The 20602-nt window shown below is 29.2% G+C and carries 16 protein-coding genes, 6 tRNA genes and 1 riboswitch; of the genes, 19 read left to right on the forward strand and 3 right to left on the reverse strand.

Translation table 11 applies throughout. From position 1 onward, the window contains the following. Positions 1-8 precede the first annotated feature (8 nt). The 5 genes from murA (at position 9) to mreB (ending at position 4950) form a co-directional block, all read left to right on the forward strand. Entirely contained in the window at positions 9-1271 is a 1263-nt protein-coding gene (murA, locus tag KQI16_RS02845) for a UDP-N-acetylglucosamine 1-carboxyvinyltransferase (protein WP_216432079.1), read from the forward strand. A gap of 155 nt (positions 1272-1426) precedes the next feature. After that, positions 1427-2470 (forward strand): stage II sporulation protein D, encoded by a 1044-nt coding sequence (gene spoIID, locus KQI16_RS02850; protein WP_216432081.1) that lies wholly within the window; start codon positions 1427-1429, stop codon positions 2468-2470. A gap of 279 nt (positions 2471-2749) precedes the next feature. Then, on the forward strand, positions 2750-3481 hold the full coding sequence (locus KQI16_RS02855) for a M23 family metallopeptidase (protein ID WP_216432084.1): 732 nt from the start codon (positions 2750-2752) through the stop codon (positions 3479-3481). 73 nt (positions 3482-3554) lie between these two features. Then, the gene (spoIIID, locus tag KQI16_RS02860) at positions 3555-3806 is read left to right on the forward strand and encodes a sporulation transcriptional regulator SpoIIID (protein WP_216432086.1); all 252 of its coding nucleotides are present in this window, start codon (positions 3555-3557) and stop codon (positions 3804-3806) included. Positions 3807-3912: 106 nt separating this feature from the next. Beyond that, positions 3913-4950, forward strand: coding sequence for a rod shape-determining protein MreB (gene mreB / locus KQI16_RS02865; RefSeq protein WP_216432089.1), 1038 nt, complete (start codon positions 3913-3915; stop codon positions 4948-4950). Between the two features lie 76 nt (positions 4951-5026). On the opposite strand, the gene yyaC is transcribed toward mreB, so the two are convergent. Then, positions 5027-5569: a spore protease YyaC gene (gene yyaC, locus KQI16_RS02870; protein ID WP_216432090.1), complete on the reverse strand. Its 543-nt coding sequence runs from the start codon at positions 5567-5569 to the stop codon at positions 5027-5029. 105 nt (positions 5570-5674) lie between these two features. On the opposite strand from yyaC, the gene KQI16_RS02875 reads away from it, so the two are divergent. From KQI16_RS02875 to metK, 8 genes are all read left to right on the forward strand, one after another. Next, the gene (locus KQI16_RS02875; protein WP_216432091.1) at positions 5675-6115 is read left to right on the forward strand and encodes a hypothetical protein; all 441 of its coding nucleotides are present in this window, start codon (positions 5675-5677) and stop codon (positions 6113-6115) included. Positions 6116-6285: 170 nt separating this feature from the next. After that, a tRNA-Tyr gene (locus tag KQI16_RS02880) sits at positions 6286-6371 on the forward strand. Positions 6372-6394: 23 nt separating this feature from the next. Next, a tRNA-Thr gene (locus KQI16_RS02885) sits at positions 6395-6469 on the forward strand. Between the two features lie 5 nt (positions 6470-6474). Then, positions 6475-6560 (forward strand) — tRNA-Tyr (locus KQI16_RS02890). A 14-nt stretch (positions 6561-6574) separates the two neighbouring features. Beyond that, positions 6575-6650 (forward strand) — tRNA-Val (locus KQI16_RS02895). Between the two features lie 16 nt (positions 6651-6666). Then, positions 6667-6741 (forward strand) — tRNA-Thr (locus tag KQI16_RS02900). Positions 6742-6746: 5 nt separating this feature from the next. After that, a tRNA-Tyr gene (locus KQI16_RS02905) sits at positions 6747-6832 on the forward strand. An 85-nt stretch (positions 6833-6917) separates the two neighbouring features. Beyond that, positions 6918-7022: riboswitch (SAM riboswitch) on the forward strand. A gap of 97 nt (positions 7023-7119) precedes the next feature. After that, positions 7120-8295 carry a methionine adenosyltransferase gene (gene metK, locus KQI16_RS02910; RefSeq protein ID WP_216432093.1) on the forward strand — a complete coding sequence of 392 codons (1176 nt, stop codon included), beginning with the start codon at positions 7120-7122 and terminating at the stop codon, positions 8293-8295. 133 nt (positions 8296-8428) lie between these two features. On the opposite strand, the gene nagA is transcribed toward metK, so the two are convergent. Continuing rightward, entirely contained in the window at positions 8429-9565 is a 1137-nt protein-coding gene (gene nagA / locus KQI16_RS02915; protein WP_216432094.1) for an N-acetylglucosamine-6-phosphate deacetylase, read from the reverse strand. Positions 9566-9690: 125 nt separating this feature from the next. Here nagA and recD2 point away from each other — a divergent pair, with 125 nt between their 5' ends. The 6 genes from recD2 to prfB all read left to right on the forward strand — a co-directional run bounded on the left by recD2 (position 9691) and on the right by prfB (position 18814). Beyond that, positions 9691-11925, forward strand: coding sequence for an SF1B family DNA helicase RecD2 (gene recD2 / locus KQI16_RS02920; RefSeq protein WP_216432096.1), 2235 nt, complete (start codon positions 9691-9693; stop codon positions 11923-11925). 13 nt (positions 11926-11938) lie between these two features. Further along, positions 11939-12955, forward strand: coding sequence for a hypothetical protein (locus tag KQI16_RS02925; protein ID WP_286172853.1), 1017 nt, complete (start codon positions 11939-11941; stop codon positions 12953-12955). Continuing rightward, positions 12928-13572 (forward strand): ComF family protein, encoded by a 645-nt coding sequence (locus KQI16_RS02930; RefSeq protein ID WP_216432097.1) that lies wholly within the window; start codon positions 12928-12930, stop codon positions 13570-13572. The genes KQI16_RS02925 and KQI16_RS02930 overlap by 28 nt, the downstream gene beginning before the upstream one ends. Positions 13573-14007: 435 nt before the next feature. Next, positions 14008-14544: a ribosome hibernation-promoting factor, HPF/YfiA family gene (gene hpf / locus KQI16_RS02935; protein WP_216432098.1), complete on the forward strand. Its 537-nt coding sequence runs from the start codon at positions 14008-14010 to the stop codon at positions 14542-14544. A 334-nt stretch (positions 14545-14878) separates the two neighbouring features. Continuing rightward, positions 14879-17404, forward strand: coding sequence for a preprotein translocase subunit SecA (gene secA, locus KQI16_RS02940; RefSeq protein ID WP_216432100.1), 2526 nt, complete (start codon positions 14879-14881; stop codon positions 17402-17404). Positions 17405-17715: 311 nt separating this feature from the next. After that, a protein-coding gene (gene prfB, locus KQI16_RS02945; protein ID WP_216432101.1) for a peptide chain release factor 2 occupies positions 17716-18814 on the forward strand; the annotation gives its coding sequence in 2 pieces (ribosomal slippage) (positions 17716-17790 and positions 17792-18814; 1098 coding nt in all). A 76-nt stretch (positions 18815-18890) separates the two neighbouring features. Here prfB and KQI16_RS02950 read toward each other — a convergent pair. Beyond that, positions 18891-20246, reverse strand: coding sequence for a M28 family metallopeptidase (locus tag KQI16_RS02950; protein WP_216432102.1), 1356 nt, complete (start codon positions 20244-20246; stop codon positions 18891-18893). Between the last annotated feature and the right edge of the window lie 356 nt (positions 20247-20602).

The raw sequence follows: 20602 nt of genomic DNA on the forward strand, positions 1-20602 counted from the left end.
AGGACAATATGGAAAAAATTATAGTTGAGGGTGGTAATAAATTAAGTGGAGAAGTAAATATAAGTTTAGCTAAAAATTCTATTTTACCAATAATGGTAGCTAGTATTTTAAGTTATAATGATATAATTATTAAAGAAGCACCAGATTTAGAAGATGTAATAGTATTAACTAATTTATTATCAGAAATGAATTGTACCATTAAAAAAGATAATGGAGATTTAATAATAAATACTAGCAATATTAAATTAGGAGATCTGAATAGTGAATTAATAAGAAAGATGAGAGCATCTTTTCTAATTATGGGTCCAATGTTGTCAAGATTTGGAAAATGCAAAATATCTATGCCAGGAGGATGCAATATAGGTACACGCCCAATTGATTTACATTTAAAAGGATTTAGGCTCTTAGGAGCAGAGATAGAAATTGGACATGGTTTTGTTGAAGCAAAGGCAGAAAAATTAATTGGCAATAGAATATATTTAGATTTTCCATCAGTAGGTGCAACTGAAAATATATTAATGGCCTCTGTTTTTGCCCAAGGCACTACAATAATAGAAAATGCTGCAGAAGAACCTGAAATATGGGATTTAGCAAATTTTTTAAATTCAATGGGTGCCAAGATAAGTGGCGCAGGTACTGGAAAAATAACAATTGAAGGTATAAAACCAGGTTCTTTAACAGGAACAACTTATAGGGCTATTTATGATAGAGTTGAAGCAGGAACCTTTATGGTTGCTGCAGCAATAACTAATAGTAAAATAATAATCAATGGAGCTAATGAAGAGCACTTGAGACCAACTATAGAAAAATTAAAGGAATGTGGAGTTAAATTTTCTAATATTGGAGAGAATAGAATTCTAGTTGATGGAACAGGGCATAAAAACCCTGTGGATATTAAGACTATGCCTTATCCAGGTTTTCCAACTGATATGCAGGCTCAAATGATGACATTATTATCTGTAATAAGAGGGTCAAGTATAGTAACTGAAACAGTATTTGAAAATAGATTTATGCATGTTGCAGAACTTGTAATAATGGGAGCTAATATTAAAATAGATGGAAGAACTGCAATTATTGAAGGTGTTGATTCTCTGACAGGATGTGAAGTTAAAGCTACAGATTTAAGAGCAGGTGCAGCTATGATATTAGCAGGTTTGGTAGCAAAAGGCACTACTGAAATAAGTGATATATATCATATTGATAGAGGTTATGTGGATATAGAAGAGAAATTTAGAAAATTGGGAGCTAATATATATAGGGTTAATAATTAAATATATCCATATAATAAAAAACTTAGATTTATTCTAAGTTTTTTATTGTGGAAATAACTTTACATAAAAATAGGAAAATAAAGTATAATTAAGCAAAAAATACATATAATTAAATATACTAAAAGCAAAAATAAAATTAGCTTAAGGAGAATATTATGAAAAAGAAGTTTATTAATATTAATAAAAATTTATCTTCCCTTATAGTTTTTAGCACATTAGTATTAATACTTATGATTATTATTCCAATCATTATAATTAAGCCAGCTGTTATAGCAGCAAATGCCCAAAATATTGAAGAAGAGCAAGAAGCGAATTCTCAAGAAAGTAATTTAATATCAATAGATGGAAATGAAATAGTAAAAGTGCATATTACAGAAAGTAATGAAATAAAAGAAGTTGCGTTAGAGGAATATGTTAAAAGTGTTGTTTCAGGAGAAATGCCTGTTAGCTTTAATATGGAAGCATTAAAGGCACAAGCTGTTGCTGCGAGAACTTTTGCTGTAGCCAAAATGCTAAATCCTTGTCCTAATGCAAATGGTGGAAATGTATGTGATACAACTCATTGTCAGGTATATATAGCCCAAGAAAAGAGAATTGAAAAATGGGGAGAAGCTGGTGAGGAATATTGGAATAAGATTTCAACTGCTGTGGAAGAAACTAGGGGAGAAGTTTTAACTTATAATAATGAATTAGTAAAATATCCTCAATTTTTTTCTACAAGTTCTGGAATGACAGAAAATGCAATAGATGTATTTTCAGGAGATATTCCATATTTAGTATCAAAAGAAAGTAAGGGGGAAGAAATAGCTCCTAAGTATAGGACTGAATTTTCCTTTAATGTTGATGAATTTGTATCAAAAATTAATTATAAATATCCAGATGCAGGTCTTGAAGCTGCCAATATAAATAGAGATATAGAAATATTAAGCAGAAGTGAAGCTGGGGGAGTTAAAGAAATAAGAGTAGGAAAAAAGGTTATTAAGGGATTAGATTTTAGATTAACTCTGGGATTAAGTTCAGCAAATTTTGAATTTATATTAACTGGAAATGAAATTTTGTTTAAATGCAAAGGATATGGCCATGGTGTTGGTATGAGTCAATGGGGAGCTAATGTGATGGCTGGTGAAGGAAAAAGTTATGATGAGATACTTAAACATTATTATACAGGAGTAGATATAAAAGATCTTAAATTCAATTAATATGTGAATAGATTTTAATATATTGAATAATTTAATTAGAGGTGGAACTGTTATTAAGCAGTTCCATTTTTATTTTATATTATTTTTTACTAATTAAATTATAAGAATAATAGCAAATTATGAATAATTTTTTATATTTGGACAAGAATTAAAATGTAATCGTTAAAAATTTGATTAATTTACTTGTGTTAAATTTTGTAGAAAATTGCTGAAAACAATTTTTTTCTTGATTGAATTAATTTGGTATAAAGGGCAAGAATACAAGAAGGAGGTGTTGATATGGACCAAATAAAAAAAGACAAGATAAAAAACTTCTTTAGAAAGGAGGGCTTTTATTTAGTATTATTCCTTTGCTTATGTATTATTGCAACAGTTACTGTTGTTAATGTTAGAAAAAATAATGCTTTAAAAGAATCTTCTACTGTTGAGGATGAGTTCAGTTTAAATATTGAAGAAAAAACAACTTCAGAACTTCAAAAACAAAATGCTGAAAGGGTTGAAAATGGATCAAATGAAGAGTTAGCAGAAAATACTACTGAGGAATTAACTTCAGAAGAAAATTTAAATGTTTCTGCTGGAACAAATTATGAAGTTGTATTTAATAATCCATTAGAAGGTGAAATTGCAAGGGGATATAATTATCCAAAACCACAAGAGCTAGCTGATGGAACTATTAGAAATATTAGAGGAATAGATATAAAAGCCAGTGTTGGAACTGAAGTTAGAGCTGCTGCTGAAGGGGAAGTTAAAGAAGTTTCAAGCAGAGTAGAAGATGGAACATATATAGTAATTGCACATGCAAATGGACTATATACAAAGTATTCAAATTTATCTCAAGATACAAGAGTTAATGTTGGAGATAAAGTAACAGAAGAAACTGTTATTGGAACAGTAGGAAATACTTCAAAAATATTTACTAATGAAGAGTTTGGAGAACATCTAAATTTACAAGTATTTGATTCAAATGGTAAAGATTTAGATCCAACAGCATATTTTACATTTAATGAATAAATAATAAAAATTCATCAGCCATTATTTATGGCTGATGAATTAATAAAGATTATTTTTAAGGGAGGTAAAAATATTGAAAGATTATATAGAAGAAAGAGTATTAGAAGTAGCAAGATATATTATAGAATCTAAAGATACTATTAGAAAAACAGCAAAAGTATTTGGAGTTAGTAAAAGTACAATACATAAAGATATGACAGAAAGACTTCCTAAAATAAATCCAGCAATTGCAAAACAAACTCATTCCATCTTAGAATTAAATAAAGCTGAACGTCATATAAGAGGTGGAAAAGCTACTCAGGCTAAATATAAAGCTGCTAAGTAATAAAAAATGCAAATATATTGAAGGTTTGTCATATTCCATATATAATAAAAATTAGGACGAAATTTGTAAAATTTATTTAAGTTTGAAGATTAGGAGTGAAATATAAATGTGGTTTTGGAATCAAAGGAGCGATTTAGGCATAGATTTAGGAACAGCTACTGTTCTAGTTTATGCTAAAGGAAAGGGAATAATTTTAAAGGAACCTTCAGTAGTTGCTATTAACAAAAATAATAATAAGGTACTTGCCGTAGGGGAAGAAGCAAGGAGAATGATTGGTAGAACGCCAGGAAATATTATTGCTGTTAGACCTTTAAGAGACGGTGTAATATCTGACTATGATATAACAGAAAGAATGTTAAAAGAGTTTATTAGAAAGGCCTATGGCAAGAGTAAATTTACAGCTCCTAAAGTAATGATATGTGTACCTTCACAGGCAACTGAAGTTGAAAAGAGAGCTGTAATAGATGCAGCAAGAAATACAGGTGCTAAAAAGGTACATTTAATAGAAGAACCCCTTGCAGCAGCAATCGGAGCAGGATTAGATATAACTAAGCCTAGCGGCTCAATGGTAGTTGATATTGGAGGAGGAACAACTGATATTGCAATAATTTCTTTAGGTGGAGTAGTTGTTAGATCATCAATTAAAGTTGCTGGAGATACTTTTGATGATGCAATAATAAAGTATGTTAGAAATAAATATAAGATAATGATTGGTGAAAAAACTGCAGAAGAATTAAAGATAAGCATAGGTTCAGCTTTTAATGGATCAAAAGATGAGACTGCAACAGTCAAGGGAAGAAATTTAATTACAGGACTACCTGACGAAGTTATGATATCTGCGGCGGAAATTAATGAAGCATTAAAAGAAGCAGTTTCATTAATTGTTGATAACGTTAAATTAGTTTTGGAAAAAACACCACCTGAATTAGCTGCTGATATAATTGAAAAAGGAATTGTTATGACTGGTGGAGGAGCTTTATTAAATGGATTAGATAAATTAATAGAGCATGAAACTGGTGTTACAGCAGAAGTAGCTCCTAATTCAATAGAGGCAGTAGCGGAAGGAACAGGTAAGGTTTTATCATATTTAGATAAGCTGGATATAGATTATTCAGATAGACAAATAGACTTAATAGAAGAATAGTAAATTAAAATATAAAATATTTGAAAGGAAAATTATATTATTTTTATTAATATTAAAAGGGCTGTCTTAAACAGCCTTATATATTTTTCTTTTTATTTTCTTTTTTAAAGCTGTTATAGGCTTCTATTATAGCATTAGAGATAACTTCAGCCATATCAAAGACAAAGCTAAGTCGAACAGTGTGTACATGTATAAAATTAGAATGCTCATTACTATCAATTATTCCTACAATAGATACATCACCTACTTCAGGAAGAATTTTTCCTACACCTTTTCCAGGATGAATTGGATAATCTCTAACATGAATTTCACCTATTGCTTTAAGTTCTCCAAGACAAGCGTCTATTCCAATAACAAAAGAATCGGGGTGAATTTTCATTATTTCTTTTAGAGTTCTTTTTAGATTTGCGGCATGAATTGGCTCTTTTATTGTTCCATAAACGGGAAGTTCTATATTTTTTTCCTTTAATATGGATCCAACTAAGGGTCCTAAGCAGTCTATTATACATCGATCGGTTCCTACACAGATTATAATAGTATTTTCTTTCATAAAATTTTTTAACAATTTAGATATTTCAATATGTGAATTATATGAATTATATAAAAATTTACTTTTCAAAAACTTCACCCCCTTATGAATATATGTAAGCTAAACAGACAATATTATCATATGTATAAAATTAATAAAATTGGAAATTAATTTAATGAAGGGAGATGAATTTTTATGAAAAAAATAATAATTTATTCTTTGACTATTATAATAAGTGCAGCTATACCAATTTATTTTTTACTAATATGGGAACCTTTAAAGAGTACTGATGTAATAAGTGATAATGTGTTAGTAAATGACTATGAAGGCATAAATAATAGTAATGAAGATAATAAAATATATATTATTAATAATTCAATTTCAAGGGAAGGAACACTTTCAACAATAACAAATCTTCCTCAGGAAAAAAGAGATAAACTTAATGTATTATTAAAAAATTTATCAATAGTTGATATTATAAAAATAAATAATTACTTCTCAGATATAAGTAATATTAAAAATATTGTAGAAGGTCTTGATTTAATAGAAAAAAGAATGTCAAAAGAAAATTATCAGGAATTTAAAAATATATTAGAAGATTATATTAATTTAGAGGAAATGAGGAATAATGAATAAAAATGTTCTTAGTATTAATTTAAAGAAAAACGAAGAAATATAATAATAAGTAAAGTTAATTTCTTTTAAAGGATAAAAATAGGACTTGAAATATAAATGCAATAAATATATACTAACTATTGTTAGTCGAGAAGACGACAAGATATTTTATAAAATAATGAATTGAATATGGGGGAGTTCCCGAGTGGTCAAAGGGGGCAGACTGTAAATCTGTTACGTTATCGTTTCGATGGTTCGAATCCGTCCTCCCCCACCATAAAATTCATTATTAAATAATGTGCTGGCATGGCTCAATGGTAGAGCAGCTGACTTGTAATCAGCAGGTTGTAGGTTCGAGTCCTATTGCCAGCTCCACATATGGAGGAGTTCCCGAGTGGCCAAAGGGGGCAGACTGTAAATCTGTTACGTTATCGTTTCGATGGTTCGAATCCATCCTCCTCCACCAATTTATTTTGTTTTGGAAGCATAGCTCAGCTGGGAGAGCACCTGCCTTACAAGCAGGGGGTCACAGGTTCGATCCCTGTTGCTTCCACCACTTAATTAAATAATGTGCTGGCATGGCTCAATGGTAGAGCAGCTGACTTGTAATCAGCAGGTTGTAGGTTCGAGTCCTATTGCCAGCTCCATATATGGAGGAGTTCCCGAGTGGCCAAAGGGGGCAGACTGTAAATCTGTTACGTTATCGTTTCGATGGTTCGAATCCATCCTCCTCCACCAAGAAAAAATACAAGAAATTCTTGTATTTTTTTGTTGACTATTATAATTATAAATGATAAAATCAAAAAGAAAAATTTGATATTAATTCTTATCAAGAGAGGTGGAGGGAAAAGGGCCCTGTGAAACCCGGCAACCTGCTTTATTAGAAAGCGTGGTGCCAATTCCTGCAATTAATTTTGCAAGATAAGAAGCAGTGTTGTTATATAATCTCTTCTTGTCGAAGAGATTTTTTCTTTTATCTGAATTTCTTTTAGAATTAATATCAATAAAAGAAAGGAGAGAGTAATATGAAAAGATTATTTACGTCAGAATCAGTTACAGAAGGACATCCAGATAAAATTTGTGATCAAATATCTGATGCTGTATTAGATAGTATATTAGCACAAGATCCTATGGCTAGAGTTGCTTGTGAAACTGCTGTAACAACAGGAATGGTATTAGTAATGGGAGAAATATCAACTAAATGCTATGTTGATATTCCTAAAATAGTTAGAGAAACAGTGAGAGAAATTGGTTATGATAGAGCAAAATTTGGATTTGATTGTGATACTTGTTCAGTTTTAACTTCTATTGATGAACAATCAAGTGATATAGCAATGGGAGTTGATAAGGCATTAGAAGCTAGAGCGGGAGAGCAGGATGATGTAGAAGCAGTTGGAGCTGGAGATCAAGGAATGATGTTTGGCTTTGCAACAAATGAAACTGAAGAATATATGCCAATGCCTATATCATTAGCACATAAACTTTCTAGAAGATTATCAGAAGTAAGAAAGAATGGAACTTTAAGTTATTTAAGACCTGATGGAAAAACTCAAGTTACTGTTGAGTATGATGATAATAAAGTAGTAAGAGTTGATACAATTGTAATATCAACACAACATAGTGAAGATGTAACTCAAGAAAAGATAAAAGAAGATTTAATGGAGCATGTAATTAAAGCAGTTGTTCCTGAAGAATTATTAGATGATAAGACAAGATATTTTATAAACCCAACAGGAAGATTTGTTGTTGGTGGGCCTCAAGGGGATAGCGGATTAACAGGAAGAAAAATTATAGTTGATACATATGGTGGATATGGCAGACATGGTGGTGGTGCTTTCTCAGGAAAGGATCCAACTAAGGTTGATAGATCAGCAGCTTATGCAGCAAGATGGGTAGCTAAGAACTTAGTAGCTGCAGGTGTAGCAGATAAGCTTGAAATTCAATTAGCTTATGCAATAGGTGTTGCTAAACCAGTATCAATAGTTGTGGATACTTTTGGAACAGGAAAGAAATCTGACGAAGAGATAGTTTCAATCGTAGAAAAAGTGTTTGATTTAAGACCAGGTGCAATAATAAGAGAGTTAGACTTAAGAAGACCTATTTATAAACAAACAGCTGCTTATGGACATTTTGGAAGAAACGATTTAGATTTACCTTGGGAAAAGCTAAACAAAGTAGAAGAAATAAAGAAATTACTTTAGTTAATTAAGAAAAGCTTCAAATGGGCGTAATGAAAAAGGATAACTTTAAGCTTTTCTTAAACTTAAAAAATAAAAGAAAGCCTAATTGGAGTGAGACCAATTAGGCTCTTTATTTTATATTAGCTGAAATAAATTAAGCGCTATAAACTTCCTTTCCGCCAACAAAAACTTTTTTAATATTGATTTCATCATCAAATAATAGTAAGTCTGCATCATAACCTTCTTTTATAAGGCCTTTTTTATTATCAACTTTACAATGTTTTGCAGCGTTATAAGTAGCCATTTTAACTGCTTCATGTAGAGGGTATCCTACATTTTTATATACATTATAAACTGCCTTATCTAATGTTAAAACTGATCCGGCTAATGATCCGCTTACAAGTCTTGCAGCTCCTTCCGTAACTACAACATCTTGCCCGCCAAGGGTATACATACCATCAGGCATGCAACAAGCCATCATTGCATCTGTTACTAAAAGAACCTTGTCTGTAGTTTTTTGTTTATAAGCTATTCTTAAAGAAGGATATGAAATGTGTATTCCATCTGAAATAGTTTCAGTAGTAATATCACTATCAAATATTGCACCAACAACACCAGGTTCCCTATGGGTAAATGGTGTCATTGCATTAAATAGATGTGTAGCATGAGAAAAACCGCATTTTATTCCTTCCATAGCTTCACTATAAGTAGCTTTTGTATGTCCTATAGAGCAAACTATACCTTTTCTGGAAAGTTCCTTAGCCAGTTCTTTTGCACCAGGAATTTCTGGAGCAATTGTAATTGAAACAACAGCATCTTCGCAATCTCCAACCATAGCTTTAAAATTCTCTAAAGTAGGTTCAGCTAAAAAGTTTGGATTTTGAGCACCAATAGCTTTTCCACTAATGAAAGGTCCTTCAAGGTGAGCTCCTAGTACATTTGCACCATCAGTACCATTTAATTTAGCTTCTTTTATAGCTTCCATTGATTTTCTTATGTCACTTATAGCAACTGTCATAGTAGTAGGAGTAAAAGAAGTAGTTCCGTGTTTTACTATTGTTTTAGAAATTTCATTTATAGCTTCATAAGTTCCATCCATGGTGTCATATCCTCCAGCACCATGAATATGAACATCTATAAAACCTGGTGAAAGATATAGGCCTTCCCCGTCAATTACTTCCACTGTGTTATAAGAAGCAGGGTTAATTGCTTTTATTTTACCGTTTTCAACTAAGACAGAGCCTTTTTCTATTCTATCTAAATATATTATGTTACAGTTTTTTATAATCATAAAAAACACCTCCTGTATAGATATCTTTACAAATATAGTTTAGCACAAATTTTTATATAAAATTAATATTATGCTATAATAAATAATAAAAAATATTATAAAATTTTAAGGTTTGGAGCGTTAATATGGAAATTTTAAATGGAATAGTTGATTCGATTGTATTCAAAAGTGATGATACAGGCTATGTTGTATCCAAAATAAGAACAGAAAAAGATAGTATAAGTGCTGTTGGGATTGCTCCATTCTTAAAAGAAGGCCAAAATGTAAAATTAAAGGGAGAATGGGTAATTCATAAACAATTTGGGAAACAGTTTAATATTGTAGAATATGAAGAAATACTACCCACTTCTGTAGAAGGCATAGAAAGATATTTAAGTACAGGAATAATAAAAGGTATTGGCCCTATTACAGCAAAAAGAATAGTTAATAAATTTAAGGAAAAAACTTTAGAAATATTAGATAATAATATAGAAAAATTATTAGAAGTTGAAGGTATAGGTGAAAAGAAGTATAAAATTATATACGAATCTTATTTGGAACATAGGGATTTAAAAGAGATAATAATATTTTTTCAAGGACATGGAATGTCTACAAATCAATGTATTAAGGTTTATAAAAAGTTTGGACCTCATGCAAAAGATATTGTAATGGAAAATCCTTATATTCTTTCAGATGAAATTTCAGGGATTGGTTTTATAACAGCTGATAGAATTGCTAGAAGTCTTGGAATAGAAAATAATTCTCCTTTTAGAATACAAAGTGGAATAAAATATATATTAAATCAATTTTCCGCCTCCGGTAATACATTTATGCCTAAGGAAATGTTGTTGTTGGAGGTTTCGAAAATATTAGGGGTAAAAACAGAAGAAGTTGAGGAGAATATATTAAATCTTGCTTTAGATAATAAAATAAAAATTGAGAATATAAATGGAATAGAGGCTGTTTTTGCCTTGCCTTACTATTATTGTGAGCTAGGTGTTACTAATAAAATAATAACTTTAAGTATAGAGAATTTTAGGACTATAAATACAGATGTAGAAGATGAAATAAGAACTTTTGAAAGGAAAAATAAAATTAAATTTGCTCCATCTCAAAAGGAGGCAATAATTGGAGCATTTGAAAATGGAATAGAAATAATAACAGGGGGACCTGGAACAGGTAAGACAACGATAATAAAAGCAATAATTGAAATATATGAAAATAATGGAATGAAAGTTTTACTTGGAGCTCCAACAGGAAGGGCAGCAAAAAGGATGACTGAATCTACTGGAAGGGAAGCTAAAACAATTCATAGGCTTCTTGAAATGGGAGTAAGTGATGATGAAGACAATTCCTATTTTATTAAAGGAGAATCAGAGCCACTAGAAGCTGATGTTGTAATAATAGATGAGGCTTCTATGATAGATGTTATGCTTATGCATAATTTACTTAAGGCAGTAAAACTTGGAACAAGGTTGATAATAGTTGGAGATGTGGATCAATTGCCTTCAGTTGGAGCAGGAAATGTCTTAAAGGATTTAATAGAAAGTGATTTTATTAAAGTTGTAAGGCTTACTGATATTTTTAGGCAGGGAAAGGAAAGTCTTATAGTAGTTAATGCTCACAAAATTAATAATGGAGAAATGCCTTATTTAAATAAAAGAGATGGAGATTTCTTTTTTGAGAAAAAAGAAAATCCTCAAGATATATTATTTACAATAATAGATTTAATAAATAGAAGACTTCCTAATTTTAAAAATTCCTGGGATAAGCTTAGAGATATACAAATTCTAACGCCAACAAGAAAGGGAGAATTAGGCGTAATAAATTTAAATAATAAACTCCAAGAAATCTTAAATCCAAGATCTAAAAGTAAAAGAGAAAAGGAATTAAAGGATGTTATTTTTAGGGAAGGAGATAAGGTAATGCAGACTAAAAATAACTATTCTTTAAGATGGGAAAGAGTAAATGGTGTTGGTGATAAGGAGGGTGTTGGAGTTTTTAATGGTGATATGGGATTCATTGAAAGTATAAATGAAGAAGAGAAAAATTTAACTGTAATTTTTGATGATGAGAGAAGAGTTGTTTATGATTTTATTTATTTAGATGAATTAGAACTTGCTTATGCAATTACAATTCATAAAAGTCAAGGTAGTGAATTTAAGGTTGTTATTTCTCCAGTGTTTATGGGAGCACCTTTACTAATGAATAGAAATCTATTATATACAGCAATAACAAGGGCTAAAGAACTTGTTGTAACAGTAGGAATGGAAAAAGCATTAAAGTATATGATTTCTAATACAAGAAGTATGGAAAGATATTCATCATTAAAATATAGAATTATGGAAATAACAAATAATAATATGGTTACTGAGGAATGAGAGGTTATTAATCTTGAATAATAGATTGATACGTATTGAAGAGTTAAATAAATATAATTACTTGCTAAATAAATGGTATAGGGGTAAAAGAAAATTATTAACTATTATAACTAGTCCCTATAACTCTCCATTGATATATAAAGAATTAATTTTCTTTTTATTAAAAGAAAATAAGCGAATTTTATATGTATGGGATTCTGAAGAAATTAATAAGGAATTAGTATCTTCATTAAAAACTAATATAAAATTCACATATTCTTACATATCAATTGAAGAAGTAAATAGCCAGTTAAATTTTATAAATTTTAAGAATTTGAATAAAATAAAGCATCAATATGATTTTTGTATTATTGATGATGTAAGTTTATTTTCAAAGTTAACTAAATCAAATATAAGAGAGGCTATCGAGCATTTATACTTATTTTGTAAGAAAATAAGCATATACTCAATTGAAAAAGTAATAAACAGTGGTGAAGTAATTTATATATCTGATTTAAGAAGAAATAGTCCTTTTATAGAACCTAGAATAATGAATACTAAAGTTAATTTAGAAGAAGAAGTCCCATATAAATTATATGATTATTTATTTTGGTTTAAACAAAATAAGAGTAAGGTAATTATTTTTGCCCCATATGAAGATAATGTGAATAAAATATATGAAAATTATACAGAATTATTAAAGGCTAAAGATACTAAAATAATAAAATTCTTAAAAAATGACGATAATAAAAAAATTGATGCTTTATATAAAGAAAAAAATAAAGCTATTTTTGTGATTACAAATAATTTTAAAAGTTACTCAGATTTAAAGGGAATAAATATTAATATTATAGTTTTAATGTGTGATTATTCTATTTTTACTTATAAAAAATTAGTTTTTTTATGTGCAGAAGCAGGTAAAAACAGTAATAAATCTTTGGGAGAAATAATTTTAGTATCAAAAACACTTACAGAAGATATGGAATTGGCTAAAAATATTACAAGGAATTATAATAAAGAAATATGGGAAAAGGGATTATTAAAATATTAAAAACAATAATAAATGAATTATTATATATAATTTATCCTCCAGATAATAAATGCATAGTATGTGGTGAAGAATATATAGGGGTATGTCCTTTATGCTTAAGTAAAATACAAAGGGTTAAGGAGAATTCAGAAATATATTCTTATGCATATTATAGCGGAGTTATAAAAGAAATAATATTAAAATTTAAATATAAAAAAGTTTTTTTAGCTGGAAATATTTTAGCAGATTTTTTATATGAACTAATTCAGGAAAATAAAATAGAAGCTGATGGTATATTATATGTTCCTTGCAGTAAAGAAACTTTGAGAAGAAGAGGTTTTAATCAATGTGAAATAATGGCGAGAATATTGGGGGAAAAATTAGATATACCAGTTTATAATGACCTAATAAAAATAAAAAATACAAAGGAACAGAAAATTTTATCAAGGGAAGAAAGATTCATAAATATAAAAAATGCCTTTAAATTAAAAAATACCAATAATGTAAAAGATAAAAGAATAATTCTTATAGATGATGTAATTACAACTGGTGCCACTTTATTAGAATGCGAAAAAATTTTAAAAGAAAACGGAGTCAAAGAAATAAAAATATTGACAGTTGCTAAAAGTTATATATAATAATAATGTAAAGTTAGGTTTGTGGATGAAAGTCGATGCTAGTCGCAGGCAAAACGATCCACGTAAGTTAGGAAAAATTCCTAATGAGCATGGTGCGGTATAGAAGTAAGTCCTACCAAGAAATTGAGAGGGTTAGTAGTGAGGGGGTAATTCCTAGTAGCAAAAGCTCCAGTAGGCGAGTGTGGGGGCAAAATCCAGGTCAAATAACTTTACAAGAAAATCTCCATCAGTATTATTACTGATGGAGATTTTTTTGCGAAAAACAGTAAAATATAAAGAAAAAGTAAGTTATGTTAAGCAAAATAGAGAGAATTTTCTGTTAATTCAGAAAATAAATATTGTTAAAGGCTATCAAGGGAAGTATAATATAAGTAACAAATATTAAATTTAAAAATTTAAATTTAATATTTAAATTACAGGAGAGGGGCGACCTATATGAAAGTTTCAGTAATAGCAAAAAACACTACAGCAACACCAGCTTTAAAGGAAATGATGGAGAAAAAACTTTCAAAAATTAAAAAATATTTCAATTTTGATGTAGAAGCAAAGGTGAAGTTTTCTGTTCAAAAGGATAAACAAAGGGTCGAAGTTACAATACCTTTTAATGGAATAATTTTAAGGGCTGAAGAAGAAACTGAAGATATGTATAAATCAATAGATTTAGTTGTTAATAAATTAGAAAGAAGAATTAGAAAACAAAGAACAAAATTATCTAAGAGAAGTCATGAATCATTGAGATTTCCAACATATGAAGATTATAATGAAAAAGATGATGTGGTTGAAACAAATGGAAAAGTAGTAAAAACTAAAAAGTTTGTAATAAAACCAATGACAATAGATGAAGCTGTATTGCAAATGGAACTACTTGGACATAACTTCTTTGTATATGAAGATGCAGATGCAAATAAAGTATCTGTAGTATATAAGAGAAATGATGGAGATTATGGCCTATTAGAACCAGAATACATTTAAGTAGTTCACAATTCGCAGTTGATAATATAGATAATTTTAAGAGAATTGAAAAGCTATAAATATAGAGTGTAATTAGGAGCCATTACGAAGAATTTTGTAGTGGCTCTTTTTAATGAATAATAAAATTTTAATGTTGAAAAATAAAAAATAAAAAATAAAAAAATATTATTAATAAAATATTAATTTTTTAATATAAACTAACTAAAAAAACATAACTGATAATAAATATAGGGTAATTTCTTGAATTGAATTATAATATAATGGTATAATTTATAAAATAGGAATATATTTTATACGTAATTAAAAATAAGTAAACAGCGGAAGGGAAATTAATATGGGAATATTAGAAAAAATATTTGGAACATATAGTGAAAGAGAAGTTAGAAAACTTGAAAAAATAGCTGATAAAATAGAAGCGCTAGATGAAAGTATGCAAAAGCTTTCAGATGCTGAGTTAAGAGCAAAAACAGATGAATTTAAGCAAAGATTAGCAAATGGAGAAACATTAGATGATCTTTTAGTAGAGGCTTTTGCTGTTTGTAGAGAAGCAGCTTCTAGAGTATTGGGAATGAAACATTATAGAGTGCAACTTATTGGTGGTATGGTTCTTCACCAAGGAAGAATTGCAGAAATGAAAACTGGTGAAGGTAAAACATTAGTTGCAACATTACCATTATATTTAAATGCTCTTACAGGTAAGGGAGTACACTTGGTAACAGTTAATGATTACCTTGCAAAAAGAGACGAAGAGTGGATGGGAAAATTATATCATTTCTTAGGTTTAACTACAGGCTGTATTGTACATGGTTTAACATCAAAACAAAGAAGAGAAGCTTATGCAGCAGATATAACTTATGGAACAAATAATGAGTTTGGTTTTGATTACCTAAGAGATAATATGGTAATTTATAAGGAAGAAAGAGTTCAAAGAGAATTAAATTTTGCGGTTGTAGACGAAGTTGACTCTATTTTAATAGATGAAGCTAGAACACCCCTTATAATATCTGGTGTTGGAGATAAGTCTACAAAGTTCTATAGTGTGGCTGATAATTTTGTAAAACAGTTAATTGCAGAAAAGGACTTTACAATTGATGAGAAAGCAAATTCTGTAATGCTTACAGATGAAGGTGTTGCAAAGGCAGAAAGAGCCTTTGGACTTGAAAACTATGCAGATGCTAGCAACTTAGAATTACAACATTATATTACTCAAGCCCTAAAAGCTAACTATGTAATGAAAAGAGATAAGGATTATATGGTAAAAGATGGGCAAGTAATAATAGTTGATGAATTTACTGGTAGACTTATGGAAGGTAGAAGATATTCTGATGGTCTTCACCAAGCAATAGAGGCTAAAGAAGGAGTTAAAATTGAAAGAGAATCAAAAACTCTTGCAACTATAACTTTCCAAAATTATTTCAGAATGTATAATAAACTATCAGGTATGACTGGTACAGCTTTAACAGAAGAAAATGAATTTAGAGAAATTTATGCCCTTGATGTTATAGTTATACCAACCAATAAACCTGTTGCTAGAATTGATAGAACTGATTTAATATACAAAAATACTAAGGGAAAATATAAAGCTATTATTGAAGAAATAGTAGAAAGTCATAAAAAAGGTCAGCCAGTTTTAGTTGGTACTGTAAGTATTGAAAAATCAGAATATTTATCTTCCTTATTAAAGAAAAGGGGAATTCCTCATAAAGTGCTTAATGCTAAGTATCATGAACAAGAAGCAGAAATAATATCTCATGCTGGAGAATTAGGAAGTGTTACAATAGCTACTAATATGGCTGGTAGAGGTACAGATATTAAACTTGGCGAAGGTGTTAGGGAAGTCGGAGGACTTAAAATAATAGGTACAGAAAGACATGAATCAAGAAGAATAGATAACCAGTTAAGGGGTAGAGCTGGCCGTCAAGGAGATCCAGGTGAATCAGTGTTCTATATATCTTTAGAAGATGATTTAATGAGAATATTTGGATCAGAAAAAATTCAAGCTTTAATGGATAAACTTGGATTAGAGGATGATGAAGCAATAGATAATAAAATGGTTACTAAGGCAATAGAAAATGCTCAAAAGAAGGTTGAAGGTAATAACTTTGATATTAGAAAGAATCTTTTAGGATATGACGATGTAATGAATATGCAAAGAGAAGTTATCTATAAGCAAAGAGCAGAAGTTCTTGAAGGCAAGGATATAAAAGATCAAATTTTATCTATGACAAAAGATGTTGTGGAAGATGCTGTTAGAGGTCATTTAGAAGGTAATGTTGAAAATAAAGAAGAAGTTTCTAACAAGCTTATTAAATATTTAGAAGATATTTGCCTGCCTAAGGGAGTAGTTAAAGCTCAAGATATATTGAATTTATCAGTAAATAATGTAATTGAAAAATTATTAGAAATCTTATATAAGATTTATGATTCTAAGGAAGAAGAATTTGGCGCAGAAAGAATGAGAGAATTAGAAAGAGTAATTCTTCTTAGATCAGTTGATAGAAGATGGATGGATCATATAGATAACATGGATCATTTAAAACAAGGTATGGGGCTAAGAGCTTATAAACAAGTAGATCCAATTCAAGCATATCAAATGGAAGGTAGTGCTATGTTTGAGGAAATGATTCATGGAATTAAAGTTGACACAGTCAAATTCCTATTCCATGTTCAAATCAAAAAAGAAGAACCTGTGGAAAGAGAAAGAGTTGCTCAAGTAACAGCAGCTCAACATGCAGGAAGCAGCAGTACTTCTGATACAAAGAAACAGCCGGTTAGAAATGAAAACAAGGTAGGCAGAAATGATCCTTGTCCTTGTGGAAGTGGTAAAAAATATAAGAACTGCCATGGAAGAGAAGCGTAAAATATTAAAGAATTATATACAAATTAATTCAGAGTTAAAACAGTAAAAATTAAATCTAAATAGTGCATAGTTCACAAGGCACAGTCCGCAGTTAAGGAAATACTTCAGCTTAGTTTAGTAACAAATTTTTTACCAGCTACTTTTTAGTTGATGTGACTTAAATTTTAAAAACTAACTAGTAGTTTTATCCGAAATTGTGTACTGTAAATTGTGAACTGTGAACTTTTTTTATTAACATATAAAGGATTATTATTTTATTTATTATATATATAGGTGATTTAAGTAATAAAAATTAAAGTTAGGGTGGTAGAATGATAGTTAGATTAGAAGCAGAATTATCTAAACTTAGTGACATAAAGAAAAATATAAAGGAAATGGGGGCTTCTCTTTGACAGGGAAGTACTTTTAAAGGAATTACAAGAGCTTGATTTAAAAATGCAGGAAAAGGATTTTTGGCAAGATATAAAAAGGGCTGAAGAAGTTACAAAGGAAAGTAAAAGAATTAAATATAAGCTAGAGAGATATGATTCTTTAAATAGAAGAGTAGAGGATGTTGAAGTTCTAGCAGAACTACTAGAAGATGATGATGAAGAAACAGTAAATGAGATTATAGCTGAGATAAGAAGTATTGAAAAAGAAGTAAATGCTTATAAAATAGAGTTGCTTTTATCTGGAGAATATGATGGAAATAATGCAATAGTTACTTTACATGCAGGTGTTGGTGGCACTGATGCAAATGATTGGACAGAAATGCTGCTTAGAATGTACACTAGATGGTGTGAGAAGAAAGGTTATAAGGTAGAAACTCTTGATTATCTTGAGGGGGATGAAGCAGGAATTAAAAGTGTTACTTTAAAGGTAATAGGTGAATTTGCATATGGATATTTAAAAGCAGAAAAGGGAATTCATAGATTAGTTAGAATTTCGCCTTTTAATGCCAATGGAAAAAGACAAACTTCCTTTGCTTCTGTGGAAGTATTACCTGAATTAACAAAAGATCAGGATATAGAAATAAAAGCTGAAGATATTAAGGTTGATACTTTTAGAGCAAGTGGAGCTGGTGGTCAACATGTTAATAAAACTGAATCAGCTATAAGAATTACCCATTTAAAGACAGGTATAGTGGTGCAATGCCAAAGTGAAAGAAGTCAATTTGCTAATAAAGAAGCAGCAATGGCAATGCTTAAGGCAAAGCTGATTGAATTAAAAGAAAGAGCTCATAAAGAGAAGATAGAAGATTTAACAGGAGAACTAAAGGATATGGGCTGGGGAAGTCAAATAAGATCTTATGTATTCCATCCATATAATTTGGTTAAAGATCATAGAACTAATGAAGAGACAGCTAATTTAAATGCTGTTATGAATGGTGAAATAGATAATTTTATTGTAGCATATCTTAAAAGTCAGTAGTTTAGTATTTAGCTGTGAATTTTGATCAGACAAAAAAAGAAGATTGTTTTCAATCTTCTTTTTTTGTCTGAAATTTTTAATTTGTTTTCTTTTCTTTTTTATTTAATACAAATGGAATTATAATTAGAATAACTAATAAAGTTGAGAATGCAATTATTGAAGATTTAGTATAAAAGAATATTGTCAAATTATCATAGCAGGAATCATAAATCTTATTCTGAATAACTGAATAGGCACTTTTTATTGCCTTAGTACTTATATATTCAACTGTGTCATTAGGAGTATGAATTCTTCTTGTATCACTATGGCATAAGCTTAAAGCGTCAATTCCTGCATTATTAAAGCTTGCGTGGTCGCTAGCGTCTTCATATACTATTTCAGTTTTAACTTTATTATCCTTAGCTATTTCTAATATAGAAGCTAATAATTTAGATTCTTTATCTTTTGAAGCAGTTCCAAGCATTAAGGTTAATGGATAATCTTCGCTTCCTATCATATCAAAATTTATTACTTCTGCATCTTTTATAATATCATAATTTTTTTCTGCAAAACTCTTGGAGCCTAGCAAGCCAAATTCTTCAGCATTTAAGGCAACAAATATAATATCACGTTTAGGTTTCTTGAAGCTGCTTAATGAACGTTGAAGTTCCAATAAAAATGAAGTTCCAGAAGCATTATCCAAGGCACCTTTATAAGTATTATTAAGTCCATCCTTGCCTAAATGATCAAAATGAGCAGTTAATATAAGAGGTGGAAGTTCATCTGATTTTCCTTCAATTACTCCTACTACATTGAATAATTCTTTTTCAGTAGTTTTAAATGGTATATGGACAGAAATTGTTAAATTATTCCTAACTGCATCAAGAATTTTATTGTAAGTGTCAGTAGTAATAGCAATTAACATATCATAAGGAAAATCGCTCATAAAGGAACTTCTAAAGGAAAAATTATTATTTTTAGGTACATAAAATAAACAATTAGATTGATCAGTTATAACTTCAAAAGAATTTGTATATATATTAATTTTATCTTCATTAGAAAAACTAATTGTGTTATTTCTAAAATTAAGCATATCTTCTTTATAATCTACTCCATATTTAAGAATTTCTATAACCTTGTCTTCTGATAATATCTTAATAAAAGGCATGGAATTTTCTTTAACTGGGCAAAGGGCTTTAAAGCTTTCTTTATAATCTTCATTTAGAGGAATTAAATTATTATTTTGAAAGTTTTGCTTTATTATTTCGCCAACTAGTATATTTCCATTAGTTCCTGGAAGCCTTCCCTCATAGGTTTCTGAAGAAAATAGGGCAATATTATTTTTCACATTATCAGCGTTAAAAGGTGAATATGTAAAATTAAAAAATACAGATAAACCTAGTAAGATGATAATTATAAATAATGATGTAAAATAGATTAATTTCCTTTTCATATACTTACCTCATAAATTAATTATAGTTAATCATATTAAATGAGGTTAAATAATATGAAAGTAAACTAAAAGAATTTTTTATGCCCTTCTATAAACTAATTCAATAAAGCAATATATTAGAGAAGAAATAATACATATATATATTAAAATATTAATTTGATTTGCTTGAATTGAAAATACTCCACCTGCTATTGAACAAAATAATATTATAAAATTAATAAATTTTGATAATCCAGATTTATTTAAAATTAATTCCTTGGTAGCAGAAATAAGAATTAAGATAAAAGTTAGAAAATATAAAATATATTTTACTGTATTAGAAAAATCTATAATATGATAATCATTTAAAATAATAA

Source organism: Caproiciproducens sp. MSJ-32 (assembly GCF_018918055.1).
GTDB lineage: Bacteria > Bacillota > Clostridia > Clostridiales > Clostridiaceae > Clostridium.